The 19,967-nt window shown below is 48.9% G+C and carries 12 protein-coding genes, 1 tRNA gene and 2 rRNA genes (1 of these 15 running past the window's edge); 6 read left to right on the forward strand and 9 right to left on the reverse strand.

Annotation, left to right across the window (positions count from 1 at the left end; all coding sequences use genetic code 11):
• The 3 genes from EK374_RS01230 to rrf all read left to right on the forward strand — a co-directional run.
• Positions 1–36, forward strand: a tRNA-Ala gene (locus EK374_RS01230); it begins 40 nt to the left of the window's first position.
• Positions 37–231: 195 nt separating this feature from the next.
• Positions 232–3,113, forward strand: a 23S ribosomal RNA gene (locus EK374_RS01235).
• A gap of 76 nt (positions 3,114–3,189) precedes the next feature.
• Positions 3,190–3,304 (forward strand): 5S ribosomal RNA (gene rrf / locus EK374_RS01240).
• A gap of 422 nt (positions 3,305–3,726) precedes the next feature.
• Here the strand turns inward: rrf and EK374_RS01245 are convergent.
• The 6 genes from EK374_RS01245 to EK374_RS01270 all read right to left on the reverse strand — a co-directional run bounded on the left by EK374_RS01245 (position 3,727) and on the right by EK374_RS01270 (position 12,103).
• A complete protein-coding gene (locus tag EK374_RS01245) occupies positions 3,727–4,845 on the reverse strand; it encodes an ABC transporter substrate-binding protein (protein ID WP_127019427.1) in 1,119 nt (372 codons plus the stop codon).
• Between the two features lie 70 nt (positions 4,846–4,915).
• Positions 4,916–6,955: a GNAT family N-acetyltransferase gene (locus tag EK374_RS01250; protein WP_127019429.1), complete on the reverse strand. Its 2,040-nt coding sequence runs from the start codon at positions 6,953–6,955 to the stop codon at positions 4,916–4,918.
• A gap of 3 nt (positions 6,956–6,958) precedes the next feature.
• Positions 6,959–9,127 (reverse strand): DNA helicase II, encoded by a 2,169-nt coding sequence (gene uvrD / locus EK374_RS01255; RefSeq protein WP_127019431.1) that lies wholly within the window; start codon positions 9,125–9,127, stop codon positions 6,959–6,961.
• Between the two features lie 83 nt (positions 9,128–9,210).
• The gene (locus EK374_RS01260; RefSeq protein ID WP_127019433.1) at positions 9,211–9,912 is read right to left on the reverse strand and encodes an HAD-IA family hydrolase; all 702 of its coding nucleotides are present in this window, start codon (positions 9,910–9,912) and stop codon (positions 9,211–9,213) included.
• Between the two features lie 83 nt (positions 9,913–9,995).
• Positions 9,996–10,670, reverse strand: a complete 675-nt coding sequence (locus tag EK374_RS01265; protein ID WP_127019435.1) for a LytR/AlgR family response regulator transcription factor — start codon at positions 10,668–10,670, stop codon at positions 9,996–9,998.
• Positions 10,664–12,103 carry a sensor histidine kinase gene (locus tag EK374_RS01270; protein WP_164731792.1) on the reverse strand — a complete coding sequence of 480 codons (1,440 nt, stop codon included), beginning with the start codon at positions 12,101–12,103 and terminating at the stop codon, positions 10,664–10,666. Before EK374_RS01270 ends, EK374_RS01265 begins: the two co-directional genes overlap by 7 nt.
• A gap of 409 nt (positions 12,104–12,512) precedes the next feature.
• Here EK374_RS01270 and EK374_RS01275 point away from each other — a divergent pair, with 409 nt between their 5' ends.
• Together EK374_RS01275 and EK374_RS01280 are read left to right on the forward strand one after the other, a co-directional pair.
• Positions 12,513–13,427: an ABC transporter ATP-binding protein gene (locus EK374_RS01275; protein WP_127019439.1), complete on the forward strand. Its 915-nt coding sequence runs from the start codon at positions 12,513–12,515 to the stop codon at positions 13,425–13,427.
• Positions 13,421–16,789 carry a M1 family aminopeptidase gene (locus EK374_RS01280; protein WP_127019441.1) on the forward strand — a complete coding sequence of 1,123 codons (3,369 nt, stop codon included), beginning with the start codon at positions 13,421–13,423 and terminating at the stop codon, positions 16,787–16,789. The genes EK374_RS01275 and EK374_RS01280 overlap by 7 nt, the downstream gene beginning before the upstream one ends.
• A 24-nt stretch (positions 16,790–16,813) precedes the next feature.
• Here EK374_RS01280 and EK374_RS01285 read toward each other — a convergent pair whose 3' ends face one another.
• The 3 genes from EK374_RS01285 to EK374_RS01295 all read right to left on the reverse strand — a co-directional run bounded on the left by EK374_RS01285 (position 16,814) and on the right by EK374_RS01295 (position 18,984).
• Positions 16,814–17,293, reverse strand: coding sequence for a MarR family winged helix-turn-helix transcriptional regulator (locus EK374_RS01285; RefSeq protein WP_127019443.1), 480 nt, complete (start codon positions 17,291–17,293; stop codon positions 16,814–16,816).
• 125 nt (positions 17,294–17,418) lie between these two features.
• Positions 17,419–18,444, reverse strand: coding sequence for an alpha/beta hydrolase (locus EK374_RS01290; protein ID WP_127019445.1), 1,026 nt, complete (start codon positions 18,442–18,444; stop codon positions 17,419–17,421).
• Between the two features lie 120 nt (positions 18,445–18,564).
• On the reverse strand, positions 18,565–18,984 hold the full coding sequence (locus EK374_RS01295) for an organic hydroperoxide resistance protein (RefSeq protein ID WP_127019447.1): 420 nt from the start codon (positions 18,982–18,984) through the stop codon (positions 18,565–18,567).
• Positions 18,985–19,460: 476 nt separating this feature from the next.
• On the opposite strand from EK374_RS01295, the gene EK374_RS01300 reads away from it, so the two are divergent.
• Positions 19,461–19,958, forward strand: a complete 498-nt coding sequence (locus tag EK374_RS01300) for a DUF2059 domain-containing protein (protein WP_127019449.1) — start codon at positions 19,461–19,463, stop codon at positions 19,956–19,958.
• Positions 19,959–19,967 lie beyond the last annotated feature (9 nt).

The following is a 19,967-nucleotide window of genomic DNA, read 5'->3' on the forward strand; positions in this document are numbered from 1 at the left end:
AGGAGGTCAGCGGTTCGATCCCGCTTAACTCCACCATTACTTAAGAAGATTCTGAAAGTAAATACTGTTTGAAAACTTAAAAACAACCATTCTTTGAAAGAATTGTTCTTTTTGAGCTTTATGCTCGAAGTGCTCTTTAACAAATTGGCAAGCTGATAGAAAGAAACAAGGTAAAACAATTTATTTGTGAACCTTATCACACCTATAACTTCAGACATTTTGGGGTTGTATGGTTAAGTGACTAAGCGTACACGGTGGATGCCTTGGCAGTCAGAGGCGATGAAGGACGTGCTAACCTGCGAAAAGCTGTGAGAAGTCGGTAAGAGACGTTAGACTCACAGATGTCCGAATGGGGAAACCCACCTGATTTATCAGGTATCGTATGATGAATACATAGTCATACGAGGCGAACCGGGAGAACTGAAACATCTAAGTACCCCGAGGAAAAGAAATCAACCGAGATCCCCTTAGTAGCGGCGAGCGAACGGGGGCTAGCCCTTAAGTTGGTAAAGCGTTAGTGGAAGGCTCTGGAAAGTGCGGCGATACAGGGTGATAGCCCCGTACACGAAAAGGCTTTATCAATGAAAACGAGTAGGACGGGACACGTGGTATCCTGTTTGAACATGGGGGGACCATCCTCCAAGGCTAAATACTCCTGACTGACCGATAGTGAACCAGTACCGTGAGGGAAAGGCGAAAAGAACCCCTGTTAGGGGAGTGAAATAGAACCTGAAACCGTGTACGTACAAGCAGTGGGAGCCCACTTGTTGGGTGACTGCGTACCTTTTGTATAATGGGTCAGCGACTTACATTCTGTAGCGAGGTTAACCGAATAGGGGAGCCGTAGGGAAACCGAGTCTTAACTGGGCGAATAGTTGCAGGGTGTAGACCCGAAACCGGGCGATCTATCCATGAGCAGGTTGAAGGTTGGGTAACACTAACTGGAGGACCGAACCCACAAATGTTGAAAAATTTGGGGATGACTTGTGGATCGGAGTGAAAGGCTAATCAAGCTCGGAGATATCTGGTTCTCCTCGAAAGCTATTTAGGTAGCGCCTCGAGCGAATACCATTGGGGTAGAGCACTGTTAAGGCTAGGGGGTCATCCCGACTTACCAACCCTTTGCAAACTCCGAATACCAATGAGTACTACTCGGGAGACACACGACGGGTGCTAACGTCCGCCGTGAAAAGGGAAACAACCCAGACCACCAGCTAAGGTCCCAAAGTCATGGTTAAGTGGAAAACGATGTGGAAAGGCATAGACAGCTAGGAGGTTGGCTTAGAAGCAGCCACCCTTTAAAGAAAGCGTAATAGCTCACTAGTCGAGTCGGTCTGCGCGGAAGATGTAACGGGGCTAAACCATGCACCGAAGCTGTGGACTTGCACTATGTGCAAGTGGTAGAGGAGCGTTCTGTAAGCCGTTGAAGGTGACTCGTGAGGGTTGCTGGAGGTATCAGAAGTGCGAATGCTGACATAAGTAACGATAAGGGGAGTGAAAAACTTCCCCGCCGGAAGACCAAGGGTTCCTATCCCATGCTAATCAGGGTAGGGTAAGTCGGCCCCTAAGGCGAGGGCGAAAGCCGTAGTCGATGGGAAACGGGTTAATATTCCCGTACCGACAATACTGCGATGGGGGGACGGAGAAAGCTAGGCAGGCATGGCGTTGGTAGTCCATGTGAAAGTGCGTAGGAAGGGGGATTAGGCAAATCCGGTTCCCTATATTCTGAGACACGAGACGAGCCACTAAGGTGGTGAAGCTGTTGACGCTACGCTTCCAGGAAAAGCCTCTAAGCTTCAGGTATTGTCGACCGTACTCGAAACCGACACAGGTGGTCAGGTAGAGCATACCAAGGCGCTTGAGAGAACTCTGGTGAAGGAACTAGGCAAAATAGTACCGTAACTTCGGGAGAAGGTACGCTCTTGTGTGTGAAGGACTTGCTCCGTAAGCATATGAGAGTCGCAGTGACCAGCTGGCTGCAACTGTTTATTAAAAACACAGCACTCTGCAAACTCGTAAGAGGACGTATAGGGTGTGACACCTGCCCGGTGCCGGAAGGTTAATTGATGGGGTTAGCGCAAGCGAAGCTCTTGATCGAAGCCCCGGTAAACGGCGGCCGTAACTATAACGGTCCTAAGGTAGCGAAATTCCTTGTCGGGTAAGTTCCGACCTGCACGAATGGTGTAATGATGGCCAGGCTGTCTCCACCAGAGACTCAGTGAAATTGAAATTGCGGTGAAGATGCCGTATACCCGCGGCTAGACGGAAAGACCCCGTGAACCTTTACTATAGCTTGGCACTGAACATTGACCCTACATGTGTAGGATAGGTGGGAGGCTTTGAAGTTGGAACGCCAGTTCTGATGGAGCCGTCCTTGAAATACCACCCTTGTATGTTTGATGTTCTAACGTGGGTCCCTGATCGGGATTGCGGACAGTGTCTGGTGGGTAGTTTGACTGGGGCGGTCTCCTCCTAAAGAGTAACGGAGGAGCACGAAGGTTGGCTAAGTACGGTCGGACATCGTACGGTTAGTGCAAAGGCAGAAGCCAGCTTAACTGCGAGACAGACACGTCGAGCAGGTACGAAAGTAGGTCTTAGTGATCCGGTGGTTCTGTATGGAAGGGCCATCGCTCAACGGATAAAAGGTACTCCGGGGATAACAGGCTGATACCGCCCAAGAGTTCATATCGACGGCGGTGTTTGGCACCTCGATGTCGGCTCATCACATCCTGGGGCTGAAGTCGGTCCCAAGGGTATGGCTGTTCGCCATTTAAAGTGGTACGCGAGCTGGGTTTAGAACGTCGTGAGACAGTTCGGTCCCTATCTGCCGTGGGCGTTGGATGATTGATTGGAGTTGTTCCTAGTACGAGAGGACCGGAATGAACGAACCGCTGGTGTTCGGGTTGTCATGCCAATGGCACTGCCCGGTAGCTATGTTCGGAACGGATAACCGCTGAAAGCATCTAAGCGGGAAGCCGGCCAAAAGATGAGTCATCCCTTGTACCTTGAGTACACATAAGGGTCGTTGGAGACCACAACGTTGATAGGTGAGGTGTGGAAGCGCAGTGATGTGTTAAGCTAACTCATACTAATTGCCCGAGAGGCTTAACCATACAACGCCCAAGGTGTTTGTTGGTGTGATAAAGAATTCTATCGGTTTGCTTGTTAAAGACATAAAAACAGTTTTTGCCTGGTGGCAATAGCGCTGTGGAACCACCTGACTCCATTCCGAACTCAGAAGTGAAACGCAGCCGCGACGATGGTAGTGTGGCAGATGCCATGCGAGAGTAGTTCACCGCCAGGCTCCCAATAAATGGAAAAGCCCTTCGCGAAAGCGAGGGGTTTTTTTATTTACTTCGAAATCGGTGGTGGGCCATTCGAGCAGGGCATTCCCCATGCGACAAAAACGTCCGGAACGTTTTTGGACCGCCAACGGCGGGTCCCGCAGGGACGAACCCCACGGACGGGGTGAGCAGCGTAGTTCACCGCCAGGGTGAAACAGGGAAAAATGGGACGCAAACTGCTTTGCGTCACGCCTGTTTCACGCATTGAGCTCTGCGACCAAACTGCCGGGAGCAGTTTGGGACCGCTTCAGCGGGTCGCGAAGCGACGAGGCCCTGGATGGGTCGAGCAATGGCCGGACAAGAGGCCCCGCTGTCGCCTCACCGCTCAAATCCAGAACCAATCTAGCTCAAATATTCTGCAATACCTTTGGTAATTGCACCCCTACCTAACATCCTCAACCCCACGGTCTGTCACTTTTACCCTGAATACTCGCTGTGAAGCCTGCTGTTTATTCAGATCAAACTGCAAAGGAAAATCATAAACCGATGTTTGTTGCCGCAACTTTTCCAACAAACACAGACGCTGAACAGGTAAAGGGCATAATTTCAGTGCCTGACCCACTAAAGTAGCTGCTGTAAAACCCTCTAATCCGACGTCAGACAAAGGATCTGTTCCCTGCTGAATCATCAATCTTTGATATTCCCGCACTAAAAGCCACTTTGTGTCAGTAGGTTTCGGTACCACCATAGTGGCCATGACCTTGTCATCTTTATCCAACAAGGCACTGAGCTGCTGTAAACCAGCGAAAGATACTGTGGCATATTGAGGTTTGTAACCTTTGCTGCGACCAAAATTAATGGCTTCGGCCAAAGGTTTATAGGTGCCGACCATCAACACCAACTCAACATCGGCTTTTATCAATTCCGATACTCCAGCTTCAATTTCTGTACTATTACGTTGAAAACGCGCAGTGACTACAGGCGATATCCCTTTTAACTGCAACGCTTTTAAGTATCCTTCTTCCACAGAGGCGCCAAATTCGTCAGCTTGCAGTAACAAGCCTACTCTGGTGTCAGGTTTTTGCAGCAGGTATTCCACCTGACTTTGAGTCTCTTCGTCATAACCAGATCGTAAATGATAGATAAAACTGTATTCTGGCTGACGAAATAAAGAGGCGCCGGTAAATGGGGTGAGATACGGAATTTGGTAATGCTTCAGCAAAGGTAAGATGGCGGAGGATGTTGGAGTACCAACGTAAGCAAATAAGGCCAGTACATTGTTTTCTATTATAAATTGTCTGGTATTCAGCACTGTTAGTTCAGGCTCATACTGGTCGTCTTTCACAAGTAGCTGCACTTTGGCACCCTGAACACCTCCTTCTTTATTAAACTGCTTAATCGCCAGCTCAACGCCGTTTTTATAGCTTTGGCCTATACCGCTGGCATTTCCAGTTAGCGGCACCGACATTCCTAATTGAATAGTTTCAGCTTGTGCAGATGCGGTAGAAGCGCAGACTAACAGCAGCATTGATCGTATAGATGACAAGCTTAGTCGTGGCATAAATTAGTACTCTTACAGCTTTAGTCGCTGTGAGTTTAGTAGAAAATGTCGAAGGAAACCTTGTTCTGGCTCATAAATGCAGCAGTTTACAAAGCTCTGGCAGCTTTTGTTTCGCTGTAGGCACGGGAATCTGTTGCCAGTTATGCTTTTGCCAAAGCCGTTGTACTAACAACAGTGCTGTTTGATAGTCCACTTTGGCATAATGCAAATTAAACCAACACAACAGATGGGTTTCTATCAGCTCAAAAGGACGCAATTCTGCCTGGAATAACTGCAGTTCAGTGACTTGCTGTGGTGTGAGTTCTACAGAAGGAGGCTCTGCCCACAATAAAGCCAAAGCCGGATCCAGGGTGCGTTGTTTATCAGCGAGCTGCCAATACAACTGTTTGGAAAACTGGCGCTGTAAAGCCCTGAACTGCTTGCCATACAGCATCAACACTGAGGCTTCATTGCTGGCCTGTTCATTTTGATGACTGAGCTTTACCGGGCTAAAACCAGCCTTTTGCCAGAACTTGGCTAAAGCTAAAGTAGCGCCAAAACTAGTGCCAATCAGATACTGCTGTTCCAGTAAATCCTGCAATACAAAGCTTAATAACTGACTGCCGATTCCCTGACTTTGCACTAACGGATGCACCACAATACGCTGAATTCTGGCCATTTTTTGCTCTGCCAGCTGCGGCTGCAGGCAATGAAAAGCTAGGCTTTGAGCTAATAAATGCCCTTGTACTCTGCGTTTGCCATGCGCTACTGCACTAGCAAGTTCTGCATTCAGCTCACCTTCAAAACTGATTAAAGCACAGCCGATCACCTGCTGATCTTGCTCCAGTGTATACAACTTCAGTGTCGGGTTATCCAACAAAGCCCAGAGGTCCATCACATCGGTTTGATAATGTGCCAGGCTGAGTAAACTAAAGATTTGTTGTAGTTTTTGAGGTTGTAGCAGTAAATCTTTGAGCGGATAGCTAAAAGCCTTTGGTTGCAGCGGTGGTGTAATTACAGCGTCTGTTTGCTCCAGTAAAAAACCTTTAAAAATCAGCTGTTCAAGCGGATCATTCGCCTGATAGCGTATGGGCTGATGCAAATGAAGTTTCTGAAAACCAGGGCAATGTTGCTGTAAATAACTTTGAAAGCGTAACTGAAAACCACGGCCTGTACCTTCGTAGCCATGTTCTGTAGTAGCGAAAACTAAACGGCTATACAGATCAGTCAGTTGCTGTAATTGAGGGGTTGGAACAGCGGCAGCTTCATCGACCAGAATCACGGTGTTCTGCTGCTTTTCCGCCAGTAAGGCATCAACAGGTACAAAACGAATGGTACCGTTTAGCAGCTGATTTTGGCCTGGCTGATACGACAAACTTAAAAGATCAGCAGCGATATAAAATGCGGTTTGCACAGCAACAGGCGAAGGGCCTGTCAGCAAAATATCGGTTTTTCCTTGTTGCGCTAATTGAGCTGCAGCTAACCCCAAAGCACTGGATTTGCCACGACCACGGTGAGCCGTCAGTACCAAAGGGCGACGTCTGTGACCTGTTATTACTTTATGAATAGCGGCCACTGCTTGCTCTTGTTCCGCTGTGCGATAAGGCAGTTGTGCTTGTGGTGAGGCCATCACTTCGGGTAAGAAAGGAATTACAGCAGAGTTGCCTTCGATCAGCTTCACCCAGCGCTGTTCTGACAATTGCTCTAACCAGAAATCTTTAAATAACCCTGTATAAGCTGTCGAATCCAACGGATAAGGTAATACTCTTTTGGCGGCGGGGTTAGGCTGTTGTCGCCATAGATCCGGTTCGTTGGTAACAAATAACCAAAGTCCACCCGCTTTTAAACAACCACTGCTGGCCGCTACCAAATCCCAGTCGACTGCATAGCGAGCATCCACCACCAGCACATCACATTCGGTGCCCAGCCATTGCTGCTTTTGTTTTGCTGACAACAGCGTAAAACCAGCAGGGGCTTGCTGGCCTAACCAATAACTAACAGCTTCCGGCTCTAAAGCACTAAGTTGCTGCTGTGTATAAAGCTCTGAACCTGCTAACCAGATCGGTAAACGCCAGCGAAGCTTTTGATAAGCATGTCGTTGCTGATGGATGATCTGCAGCAGGTGTGTCATGGCTTAAACAGGTTCTAATCTGGCATAAGCTGTCACCAGCCATTTACTGCCCAGCTCGTCAAAGCTCACCTGAATACGCGACTGTGGCCCTGTGCCTTCATAATTGAGCACTGTACCTTCACCGAACTTATCGTGTAATACCCGTTGGCCCAGTTTAAAACCGGTATTTTCAAAGGCGCTGTGGCTGGCGGCGCTACCAAAACGGTTCATTTGAGTCGGCTTGCTGACATTAGTGGTCAGGCGGATTTCTTCTAAACAGTCGGCCGGAATTTCACGGATAAAGCGGGATGGTCTGTTGTACTGTTCCTGACCATATAAACGGCGGCTTTCTGCATGAGTTAAATACAACTTCTGCATAGCCCGCGTCATACCGACATAACATAACCGTCGTTCTTCTTCTAAACGTTCGCTGTCGTCACCACTTTGTTGGCTGGGGAACATGCCTTCTTCCAGACCACAGATAAACACCAGCGGGAATTCTAAACCTTTGGCGCTGTGTAAGGTCATCAGTTGCACTGCGTCTGAATGTTCTTCAGCCTGATATTCACCAGCCTCCAAAGCCGCCTGAGATAAAAAGGCGGACAGTGGCGTCATATCTTCTGTGTTGACATAAGTGGCGTTGGCGCAGGCGTTGACCAATTCGTTTAAGTTTTCCACCCTGGTCTGAGCTTTTTCACCTTTTTCGGCTTTGTACATTGCCATCAGACCCGACATTTGAATCACATGATCGGCTTGCTCATCCAGACTTAAATCTTTGCTGTCGGCTTCGAGCTGATCAATCATCTGCACAAAGGTGCTGATGGCATTGGCTGCACGGCCAGTCAGTTGTTTATTGGCAAGCATCTGTTGCAGGCTTTGCCACAAGGTAATTTGCAAAGAACGGGCATTTTCCCGCACTTTATCCATAGTGGTATCGCCAATACCACGCACTGGGGTATTGATGATTCGTTCCAGCGCGGCGTCATCTTGTCTGTTATTAATCAGACGCAGATAAGCCAGCGCATCTTTAATTTCCTGACGCTCGTAGAATCGTAAACCGCCGTAAATACGGTAGTTAATGCCATCCTGAATTAAAGCTTCTTCCAACACCCGCGATTGGGCGTTGTTGCGATACAGTACTGCAGCTTCAATTAGCTTGCCGCCTTCACGTTTCCACTCCCGAATACGGCCGACAATAAAACGGGCTTCGTCCAGCTCGTTAAACGCTGTGTAGAGCGAAATAGCTTCGCCTTGTTCACCGTCCGTCCACAGGTCTTTACCCAAACGGTCGCTGTTATGCGAAATCACACAGTTGGCGGCTTTTAAAATAGTGCCGGTGGAACGATAGTTTTGCTCAAGGCGGATAGTGACAGGTTCAGGATAGTCTTTTAAAAACTGCTGAATGTTTTCCACTTTAGCGCCGCGCCAGCCATAGATGGACTGGTCATCGTCACCTACTATCATCACTTTACTTTCGGTACCTGCCAGTAATCGCAGCCATTCATACTGGATAGAGTTGGTATCCTGAAACTCGTCGACCAGAATATGACGGAAACGTTGCTGATAATGGCCGCGAATTTGTGGTTGCTGTTTAATCAGCTCGAAGCTGCGCAGTAAAATTTCGGCAAAGTCTACTAAACCCGAGCGATCGCACATTTCCTGATAGGCGGCGTAAATTTTGATCATGGTTTGCAGGCTGAAATCGCCATGTGCGTCCATAGTGCCAGGGCGCTGACCTTCATCTTTGCGGGCGTTGATAAACCACTGAATTTGTTTAGGTGGCCAGTGCTTTTCGTCTAAATTCAGCGCTTTTAGTACCCGGCGCACTAAACGGTATTGATCGTCTGAGTCGATGATCTGAAAACCCTGAGGTAAACCCGCTTCCAGATAGTGAGCACGCAACATGCGGTGCGACAAGCCGTGGAAGGTACCCATCCACAGATTATTTAAACTGACACCTATGGTCTGTTCGATACGGTTACGCATTTCCTGTGAGGCTTTATTGGTAAAAGTCACAGCCAATAAACTATAGGGCGCAACCCGTTCCACCTGCATTAGCCAGGCTAAGCGATGCACCAGTACCCGGGTTTTGCCCGAGCCGGCACCGGCTAACACCAGCATATGCTGAGGAGGAGCGGCTACCGCATCACGTTGTTTATCGTTTAAGCCATCCAGTAAAGAAGAGACATCCATTAGCAGTAAGTACCTTTCACAAAATTTGCGCCATTATATACCCTTCTGCCTTGTCACCCCAGCTTTGAAGAGTGCATTGCGGCCTAAAGCAAAACTTGCAGCTGCTCTAACGAATCAATTTCCAGATGAGGTAATACGGCAGTGTGAAAATGAGCCTCATGCTTGAGCCACACCGCCTGACAGCCTGCATTCAGTGCACCCCGTACATCGGCTTTGCTGTTATCGCCTATATGCAGCAGTTCATGGGGCTCAATAGCCAGTTGCTGGCAGGCTTTATGAAACATATCGGGGTAGGGCTTCATTTTACCGCTGGGGCCAGCGTGATAAGCCTGTTGAAAATACTGACTAATGCGCAGCAGTGTTAAATCGGCGTTGCCATTGGTAATAGCCACCAGCGGATAACGTTCTGCTAAGGCTTTGAGCAACTGGTGGCTGGAGTCCGGCACTATTAAGTTACTGCGGGCGGTATAAAAAGCACCAAAAGCCAGTTCTGCAATTTCACCTGCTTCACAGCGACCAACTCCAAGCTCTGTTAACCCTTGCTCAACAGACAACAAGCGCCAGCGGCTGACATCGTGGCGAACTTCCGGGTCAAGCTGTGCTAGTTCTTTGCGTTTTTGCCACCAGAATTCAGGGTCAATCAGCCCAAGCTTCGGTGCCAATAGAAGTAATTTTTGCTGCATAGCCAATTCAGCCTGTTCAATCACAGGGCCGTTGTTATACAACGTATCGTCCAAGTCAAAAGAGATAGCTTTAAAAGGCAAAAGGGCTTTATAAACACGCATAATTGAGTTCGTTTTGTCCGCTATAAGTTGCAGTGTACTGCTTTTACGCCGGGGAGTAGCAAAAAAGGATTTGTTGTTTGACCTCAAAGAATGTTGTTCAGCTGATCTTTAAAAGCCGGGCCAATTTTAATCTGCATCTGATTACTCAAGCGGATTGATGTACTGTCGAGGCCAATTACATGCTGTTTATTCACCAGAAAAGACTTCTGCACCTGAGTAAAATCGGCCGATGCCACTTGCTGATAAATTTGTTTTAAAGTGGCGTTTACTAACACCATCTGCTGACCTTGCCAGACTTTGACATAATTGCCATATGCCTCAAAACAGCACACTTCTGCTAGCTTAAATTTGCGCAGCTCACGCTCCACTTTCAGTAGGATTGACGCAGGTTTTTCCGGCTCCAAAATCAGCCGGCGTCTGACTTTCTGTAGTGCTGTAGCAAAACGTTCTGCACTGATGGGCTTGAGCAGGTAATCGGCCACATCCAGTTCAAAGCCATCCAACGCATACTGGGGGTAGGCACTGCTGATAATCACTTGTGGTTTGTTTTGCATCACTTTCAGCATATCCAAGCCGGTTAATACCGGCATCTGAATATCCAGTATCAGCAGATCCACTTGTTGTCTAGCCAATACCGCCAATGCTTCGGCCGCACTATAACAAGAGCCGATAATGGTGATATCTGCGTAAGCCTTGCAGTGATAACTGATCACCTGATGAGCCAGTGGTTCGTCATCTACAACTAAGAGTTTCAACATGGATTCTGTTCCAGCTTTATGGTCAGCTCAGCACACCAGCCAAAAGCTGTGGCGGCACTGCTTAAAGTGTAATTATTGCCATAACATAGCTGCAAACGACGGCGCAGATTTTCCAGACCAATACCTGCTGGTCCAGCATTCTGCTGCGATGGCACTGTATTTTCGCAGATAAATATCAGTCTGTTGCCTTGGAGTTGCAGTTGGATTTTCACTTTGCTGGATTCTGCTGTGCTTTCCACGCCATGTTTATAGGCGTTTTCTACCAGCATAATCAACAGCAAAGGCGGCAGTAAATAGTGGGCGGCATGCTCTGGCAGGCTGAGACTAAGTCCTGTTTTATTGCTGACCCGCAATTGTTGTAAGGCCAGATAATCCTGCAGATAGTTAATCTCTTGCTGCAAGGTCACCAATGGCTGGCTGCCCTGATACACCACGTATCTTAATAAATTGGCCAGCCGCAGTATCAGCGTAGGAGCTTGTTCAGACTGCACCAGGCAAAGCGCATACAGGTTGTTTAAGGTATTAAATAGAAAATGCGGATTAATCTGTTGTTGCAACAATAAGAGCTCAGTCTGCACTTGTCTGTGCTGAACTTGCGCCAGATTTTTTTCCTGCTGTTGCCGGTCAAAGGCCAGGATCAAAGGTGTGGTTAATAACCACTGCATAAACATGAAGAAAAAGTTGTACCAGTCAAAAGGGTTGGGTCCACCCGCTGGAACTGCCGGCACCTCCACTGCATTCATTGGCAACTGTAAAAGCAACATTGCCAATAGCGGATAACACAGTAATATCAGCGTCAGGCTAATCAACACAAAAGGCAATAAACCATACTGCGCCAGGATACAACGAATAAGCCAATAGCGATTCAGCCAATAGCTCGCCCACATTGTTGCTGCTAACACACTAAATTGGCATAAATAACTCAGGAATAATCCAGGATTTTGTAGCAGTCTTTGCCAGTCGAACCGGATTGGGACCGGTTGCTGTGCAAAGCCGGGCTGGTGCGATACCAGCAAAAAAGCCCAGCCTATGGTCCAGGCCAACAACAGCATTAACAACACCGCATCCAACGAAAACAACCATTGCCAGCGCGAGTGGCTACCCTGTTGCAGCCTGCGTTGATACCAAAAGTGCAGCCAGTACAACAGGCTCAGCCCCGGCGCGAGCAACAAGTGACTCAGGCCTTGCGGTTTCGCATTACCCGCCAGCAGGGCAACAGCCGGATATACCAGCATGCCAACGCCCCAAAACAACAACACAAAACTGTTCGTAAGCCTGGATGGCGTCACCTGATTATGTAACCAGCTAAGCAGTGCCTGCGCCAACAATAACGGCATGCATTGCAGCAACAGCAAACCGGCCTGCGGCCAGAATAACGACCAGTTGGCATCATACAACTTCATCTGAGGCTGCAACGAAGCCCACAACCACACCAGTAACACCGGCATGAGCGCAAACACAATTTCTGGTTTAAGCGCAGCTTTTAGTGTCAACGCGGCTTTAAATGTAAACGCTGCGGGCAACTTCATGGCCAAGTTGGAATGCTCTGGAATAACAATGTGCTTATGCTGCCTGTGTTCCGGCGGATTGTCATCTGTCTGCGGACAAAACCTAAGTTTGAGCTGATGAAACTGCAACAGCTGCTGCGGGTTTTGCTGTGAGCGACGATTTCAGCGCAGCAATGCTCGGTAATAAGGCTTTAACAAGGCAAATTACCAGTAACACCAACTTTGGTCATGCTGACTGGCAGTTTGGTCATTTGCTGCTTGAAGCACAGTGCAGCCGCCGCTTACTTTGGTCGTTATTGCTGACTTCAACAAAATGCCACAGGCAAGGACCCCTATGCTGCAAATCCACCAACTCAATAAAACTTATCCAGACGGTACTGCCGCGCTGCGCGGACTGGATCTTAGCGCCAGTTGTGGCATTTTTGGTTTACTTGGGCCCAATGGAGCTGGTAAATCCAGTTTGCTGCGGACCATTGCCACCTTACAACAGCCGGACAGCGGTCAGATCAGTTTTAATGGGGTAGATGTTTTACAACAGCCACAACAGTTACGCTGCCAACTGGGATATTTGCCGCAGGAGTTTGGGGTCTATCCGCATTTGTCCTGCCATGCTTTGCTGGAACATATCGCCGTACTCAAAGGGCTGACCGATCGGCGCAGCCGGCAACAGCAAATTGAGTTGCTGCTGGCACAAACCAACTTAACTGAAGTTGCACATAAAGCTGTGGCGCATTTTTCCGGTGGCATGCGGCAACGGTTTGGTATTGCCCAGGCGCTGCTTGGCGATCCTAAGCTGTTAATCCTGGACGAACCAAGTGCCGGACTGGATCCGCTGGAGCGGCAGCAATTACATAATTTGCTGGCCGAAATCAGCCGCGATCGGCTGGTGCTGTTGTCGAGCCATATTGTCGACGATATTGAGCAGTTGTGCCAGCAAGTGGCGATCATGCTGCAGGGGCGCTTTGTAGTGCAGGGTGACACCAGCGCATTGATCACCCCGCTACAAGGTCACATTTGGCTCTATAGCGGCGAACTGCCGCCGCTGCCACCGAAAGTACAACTATTGCAACGCAGCTACTTGCGCGGCGTGCCGCAACTGCGGCTGTATGCTGCTGAGTGTCCGGGTGATGGCTTTTACGCAGCGACCGCATCGCTGCAGGATTGTTATTTCCTGACACTGGCCAGTTTTGCAGGACAATTGCCGGCGGTCCTTGCTGCAAATAAACCGCAGGAGCTGAGCTCATGTTAAAACGCTCATCTTCTGTAACTCCCTTACTCAATAACTCTGCATTAAACAGCTCGTTATTTACGCGGTGGCAACTGTCGCTGCTGGCAAACGAATGGCGGTTTTACCGGGTACAGCCGCTATTTTGGCTGGCGCTGTTGCTCTCTGTCGCCTTTGCCGTTTTGGCGACTGTTGGCAACGGTCTGCAAACTGCACAGCCCCATAAAGAGTTGCTATTTACCCACACCAAATTACTGATGATGTTGCAACCCTTGCTGATTGGCGCTTTGGCGCCACTGGCTTTTTTACGGGACCGCCAATTTGGCATGCAGGAACTGACTGACGTGACGCCGTTGAATCATCGCCAATGGTGTGTCAGCAGGGCAGGTGGGTTGCTGCTGTTGGTTCTGGCGGTACAGGTTCTACTGCTGCTCCTGGCCGCAACTGCTGTTTGGTTTGGTATCGATCGACAAGCCGTTACCGTCACTGTTGGCAGTCTGGGCTGGATTTCGATGCAGCTGTTTTTGCTGCAACAACTGCCAGCATTGCTGTTATTGGTTGCGTTGCAACTCTGGTGTAGCCGCAAGACGCAACAAATTGCGCTGCTGTACTTATTAACTGCCGTCTGTTGGCTAAGTTACCCTTTGCTGGCCGCGGCCACAGGATCACCTGTGATGGCCAACAACCAGCACCTATCACCCTTATTGTCGCAGCTGATGTTGTATTTGGACCCTTATGCGCTGACACCATGGCTGGCGCAGCTGCAAAGCGATGAGTTGCTGCAACCGGCTCCTATGGTGCTGCTGAACCGGCTGATCATTTTGAGCCTGAGCGTCTTGTTGTTTTGGCGGGCGCTGGCGACCGAACCCCGGCAACCGCAATTTAAGACCGCCGCTTATTTACCAACCTCAATTCCGGCCTGTCACTTTAATTCACATCAATCACAAATCAGGACATCAGCCACGAATGCCGACTTGTTTAGCTCAAGCTCCCCGGCAACATTCGTCATCTGGCCTGTGTTTGTCAGCCTGCTTCGGCTACAGTGGATCCAGTTGCTGCGACAGCGTAGTACAGTGCTGGCGCTGTTATTATTGACCAGTTTGGTTTTCAGTGAAGTGTTTACTGGCTTGGGGTATGCCGAAACTCTGAGCCGTTTTCTGCCGGACAGTCGCGATGCGCTGAACAGGATCAATTGGGATGTATTGCCGAGATTTGGCCTGCTGATGGTCGCTTTATGGGCCAGTCAACTGAGCTGGCTGAACCGGCGGCTGCACTGTGACAGTCTGATTGCTGCTACGCCAGTCTCGGGCATGGTGCAGCTTTGCAGCCAACTGGCGGTCCTGTGGTTACTGACATTGCTGCTGGTTGCACTGAGTTTTAGCGCAGTGGCTCTGGCACAAGTGCTGGCGCAAATCCCATTACAGCCTGACGAACACCTGCAACAGGCTTGGTTTAGGCTAATGCCATTGCTGAGCTGGGGCATGCTGCTGTTAGCTTGCCATGCGCTAATGCAATCACCGCTGCGCGCGAATGCTGTGGTGGTTATCCTACTGCTGTTTGGTTTATCACCATTGCCGGATCTGCTCGAATTATCACATCCGCTGTGGCGGGTCGGCCAAACACGACTGGATATGCCGGATGCGCTGTGGGGGTATCAGGGATCTGTCGGTGGTGCCACTGCCAGCGGCAATTTTAGCGACGGTGGTTTCTGGCCTTATCTGACCTTCTGGGCTTTACTTGCGCTAACGCTATGGTTGCTGGCATTACAGAGATATCATCGTGGCACCGGCCACAGCGTTTTAAAGCTACGGCTGAGCCAGCCAAACGTTTTGGCTGCGCTTGGGCTGGTACTATTATGGCTGGCTCAGGGGCTGCATATTCACCAACACTTACAGCAGGCAGGCGCGCTGGAAACGACACAACAACGTCAGGCAAAACGCGCAGCTTATGAGCAGCAGTATCAGCACTGGCAGCCGCAACCACAGCCGGTGGTCAGCAAAGTGCTGTTGCAGGTCGACCTCCATCCGCTGCAGCAGCAGGCACAGATCCAAGCCAAATTAACACTGACCAATCCGCACCCAACTCCCATCAAGCAACTGTTATTAACGCTGCCCGATAGTCTGGCCGATCAGCAAGCGCTGAGTGACATTCACCTCGATGGTGCACAATTAGTTGCACAGGATGTCGTTCATAGCCAACCAGTGTATCAGTTCGACCAAGCGCTGGCGCCAGGCGCGACAGTCCAGCTCAAAGTGCGATTGCAGCTGAGTCAGCATGCAATAGCCCCTGCACCTATGCATCAAATGTTACGGTCGGAATTCAGTTATGTTCGGTTATTACACTTGCTACCCCAGCCTGGTTTTGTACCTGAGTTGCGGCTGCGCAACACTACAGTAAGGGCTGAATTTGGCTTAGAGCCATTGCCTGCAACACAAGTTCAGCCGTCAGTACTGGCAGCCGAAGCCACCCCAGCCAACGCTCGCTATGATTGGGTGCAGCTTGAAACCATCATTTCGGTGCCGCAAGGTTACCAGGGCATTGCAGCTGGCAAATTGCAACGGCAGTGGCAAGAACGAGATCGCCATTATTTTCACTATCAAACCACAGAAGCTGTGCGCAATTTACCTGCTGTGATAGCGGTTCCATGGCAACCACAGCTGGGTCTGCAGAACGATATCAGTCTGGAAATTTACAGTCCACACTACAACGCTGCCACTGATCTCACCATGCAGGCGATGCAACAAACGTTGCAATGGTTCAGCACGCAGATAGGGGCATATCCCGGTGATGCGCTACGACTGGTGATAATGCCGGATATTGGTCCAACCGGCTACGCGTTACCACAACTGGTACTGATTAATCATCGGGTTGGCCTGCGGGCATTTGCTGCACCCGACGCTGGTTTTAGTCAGGTGTACAGGCGTGCTGTGCACGAAGTGGCACATCAGTGGTTTGGTCATGGTATTGGGAATGGTGTGCCAGGCGACGGCGCTTTTCTGGTGGAATCTTTGGCCAAATATGCCGAACTGGTGTTGCTTGAACAGCACTTTGGTGTCGACGCTATGCAGGCATTGCTTGAGTTCGAGCAGCAGCGCTACCGCCGGGCAAGAGCAGGCAGCAGGGCTGAACAAGACAGTCTGATTGACGCTGAAGAGTCTTTTGATCAATATTCCCGCGCCACTTTAGTGTTTGCCAGGCTCAGGTCTGAACTGGGAGATAAGCGCATCACAGCTGCTTTACGTCAGCTCTGGCTGAAACATAGTTACCCGAACACTCCGGCCAGCTCAATGGATTTTGTTCGTCAGTTAAAACTGGCAAGCCCAGAGGAACAACATGCCTTGATCGACCAGTTGTTGCTGAGCGAAAAGGTCGAAGGGCTGTTCTAATCACCAAGCCTGAAGGTATCGGCATTAAAGAGCTGAGTTCAGTTGCTGTCGTAGCTGAACCAACTCTTGTTTGAGCGCCTGAATTTCAGTGTCTGCCATACCGGACTTTAAACTGATATGGCGGTTTACTTGGACTTTTTCGGCCGCTGTGGCACGCATAGCCCAGCCAGACTGAGTTAAACGTATTTGCAGCGCACGCTCGTTTTGCGGATGACGACTGCGTTGCAGCAAACCCATTTTTTCCATACGTTTCAGCACCGGAGTGAGAGCTCCGGATGCGATTTGCAGTTGTTCGCCAATTTGCTGCAATTCCAGCGCGTCGCTTTGCCACAAAATCAGCATGACTAAATACTGAGGGTAAGTCAGGCCCAATTGTTCCAGCAACGGCTTATAGACTTTGGTCATCGCCAACGAAGTGGAATAAAGGGCAAAACAAAGTTGTTGATCCAGATGCAATAAAGCCTCTTCGGGGATTCGCTCTTTGTTGTTGGATAAAAAAGTCATAAAACACTCCGCATGAAAGTCTGTTCGGTTTAAAAGAAAACTACCTGTACTTCCTTGTGGAACCGGGTTTTGTCTTGATAAAAAAAGCCTCCTGCAGGAGGCTTTGGGTCTATTTCAGCTGGCTATCAGTTCAGGTGCTTTTTCAGTGCCTGACCAGCCTGGTCCATCGCGGCTTGTGTGCCTGGTACATCGGAGAGCACATTCAGCAAACCAAAGTCGTGGATCATGCCGTTGTAGCGTACTGAAGTCACAGTCACACCAGCCGCATCCAGTTTGTTGGCATAAGCTTCACCTTCGTCACGCAGTACATCTAATGCGGCGGTTTGAATCAGTGCTGGTGGTAAACCTTTTAACTGCTCTATGCTGGCACGCAGTGGTGAGGCATAAATCTCGTTACGCTCTGATGGGTTAGTGGTGTAATTATCCCAGAACCACTGCATCATGTTTTTGGTCAGGAAGTAGCCATCGGCAAACTGGTTGTACGAGGTATTTTCAAAGTTTGCATCTGTCACAGGCCATAATAGCAACTGGAATTTAAGTGCTGGTGTGCCTGCTTCTTTGGCTTTTAACGCCACTACTGCTGCCATATTGCCGCCGACACTGTTGCCAGCTACCGCTAAACGTGAACTGTCAATATTCAGCTCTTTACCATGCTCTGCTACCCATTTGGTGGCGGCATAAGCCTGGTTAATAGCTGTTGGGTATTTGGCTTCCGGTGATGGTGTGTAATCCACATACACAGCAGCGGCACCAGAGCGGCTGACTAAGTCACGGATTAAACGCTCGTGGGTTGGGAAATCACCCAAGACCCAGCCACCACCGTGGAAGAACATAAAGGCGGGTAATACACCTTTGCTGCCTGCAGGACGAACCACCACCAGTTTTAATGGTTTGCCATCAATCGTAATGGTTTTTTCACTGACATCAGCGGCTGGTAATTTGGCACCGGCCTGAGCACCAGTTAATACAGCGCGGGCATCTTTAGGCGACAATTGTTCTAAAGGTTTACCACCGCCCTGAGCCAGCGCATTTAAAAAGCCCTGAGTTTGTTGTTCTACCTGTAAATCAAGAGCAGGACCACCAGCGGCAAATGCACTATTGATACCTAAAGCAATGACTGTTAAACCTACAATTTTACGAAATGTGTTCATGTTAATCTCCTCGCCGCAGCGGTTATTGGGAGGCGATAACAGGATGCTTATCCATCTAACTGTTATCGCGATACTTTTATGATTAAAAAAATTCAGTTTCTTGGGGTGAGTGTTGTGCTGTTAGCTAACAATCACTAAACGCACATCAATATTGCCGCGTGTTGCGTTGGAGTAAGGACATACCTGGTGAGCTTTAGTCACTAAGTCCTGTGCTACTTCCAAGCTTACACCTGGCAGACTGATTTGCAGTTCGATATCCAGACCAAAACCACCTGGGATTTGACCAATACCCACTTCAGCTGTAATTTTTGCATCGTTACCAATCAGCACTTTTTGCTGTGATGCGACATATTTAATGGCACCTAAGAAACAAGCTGAGTAACCAGCGGCAAATAACTGCTCAGGGTTAGTGGCTGCACCACCAGCGCCACCTAATTCTTTAGGTGTGCTTAATTTCACATCCAATACGCCGTCTGAAGAGACTGAACGACCGTCACGACCTGAAGTTGAAGTGGCTGTTGCTTTGTAAAGTACTTGCATGATGTATTCCTCTGTTAAGTTTGTTTGTTTGCGATATGTGTTATCGCGATAACTGTGTGATTTAAAAAAATGGGTGAACTCACCCGATTTTACTGCTGTTACTGCCAGTCCTTAGGGACCTAATCTGTACTCTTTTAAAACTCTTCTACGCTCTTTTCTACATTCTTTACTAGGTTCTGTATCCGGTCGTTTTATTGCTGTTGAACCAGCTGTTCGACCCGACTTGTGATTATATTATTGCGATAACTGTTATTTCGCAAGTTTAATTTTTAATTATTTTCGAGAATTTAATTAAGGTTATGATTTTATGTGTTTTTTATTTATATCTTCACCAGAGGAACTGGATTTAGTTGCTGCAAAGAGCTGGTGCTTTTGTTATTTAGCTAATTTAAGCATCGTGACACTGCGTAATTGTTGTTGCAAAAAAGATAATTAGTGGTGCACTATCTGTAATTCATCAATCAAGGAGATCATCGATGAACTTAAAGTTATTAAGCTGCGCCAGTGTATTGTTATGTAGTTTTGTCAGTCTGGCTGAACCAGCCAAGCCCGAAACCGTAGCACTATTTCTGAAAGTCACGGATGCCGCAGCCACACTGGATTATGCTCATGCGCAGTTGGATCAGATGAGCGAGCAAATGGTCCGCTCTCAGGGAGATGCTGCAAAAGACGATCCTTTAGTTCGCAAGCACCTGCAGGAATTAAATCAATTGATCCGAACTGAACTATCCTGGCAACAGTTAGAGCAGCCCATGATCGCTATCTATTCCAGTGTCTTTACCGAAGAGGAATTGCAGGGAATTATCGCCTTTTACCAGTCAGACGCTGGTCAGAAGATGATAAAACGTCAGCCTGAGCTGATGCAAGCCAGCATGGCCGTGATGCAGGAGCAGTCCATGCTGTTAATGCCGAAACTTAAGCAACTGTCGGAAAAACAAAGTAAAGAAAGGATGGCCCGACAACAGGCTAACTGATTTTTGCCT

The sequence above is a fragment of the Rheinheimera mangrovi genome (assembly GCF_003990335.1).
Taxonomy (GTDB): domain Bacteria; phylum Pseudomonadota; class Gammaproteobacteria; order Enterobacterales; family Alteromonadaceae; genus Pararheinheimera; species Pararheinheimera mangrovi.

What these genes read in the sequence shown, in the direction of transcription:
- EK374_RS01260 (WP_127019433.1), bottom strand. Translation starts at nt 9,912, where the DNA reads ATGCGTGTTTATAAAGCCCTTTTGCCTTTTAAAGCTATCTCTTTTGAC.
- EK374_RS01285 (WP_127019443.1), bottom strand. Translation starts at nt 17,293, where the DNA reads ATGACTTTTTTATCCAACAACAAAGAGCGAATCCCCGAAGAGGCTTTA.
- EK374_RS01290 (WP_127019445.1), bottom strand. Translation starts at nt 18,444, where the DNA reads ATGAACACATTTCGTAAAATTGTAGGTTTAACAGTCATTGCTTTAGGT.
- EK374_RS01295 (WP_127019447.1), bottom strand. Translation starts at nt 18,984, where the DNA reads ATGCAAGTACTTTACAAAGCAACAGCCACTTCAACTTCAGGTCGTGAC.
- EK374_RS01265 (WP_127019435.1), bottom strand. Translation starts at nt 10,670, where the DNA reads ATGTTGAAACTCTTAGTTGTAGATGACGAACCACTGGCTCATCAGGTG.
- EK374_RS01250 (WP_127019429.1), bottom strand. Translation starts at nt 6,955, where the DNA reads ATGACACACCTGCTGCAGATCATCCATCAGCAACGACATGCTTATCAA.
- EK374_RS01245 (WP_127019427.1), bottom strand. Translation starts at nt 4,845, where the DNA reads ATGCCACGACTAAGCTTGTCATCTATACGATCAATGCTGCTGTTAGTC.
- uvrD (WP_127019431.1), bottom strand. Translation starts at nt 9,127, where the DNA reads ATGGATGTCTCTTCTTTACTGGATGGCTTAAACGATAAACAACGTGAT.
- EK374_RS01275 (WP_127019439.1), top strand. Translation starts at nt 12,513, where the DNA reads ATGCTGCAAATCCACCAACTCAATAAAACTTATCCAGACGGTACTGCC.
- EK374_RS01300 (WP_127019449.1), top strand. Translation starts at nt 19,461, where the DNA reads ATGAACTTAAAGTTATTAAGCTGCGCCAGTGTATTGTTATGTAGTTTT.
- EK374_RS01280 (WP_127019441.1), top strand. Translation starts at nt 13,421, where the DNA reads ATGTTAAAACGCTCATCTTCTGTAACTCCCTTACTCAATAACTCTGCA.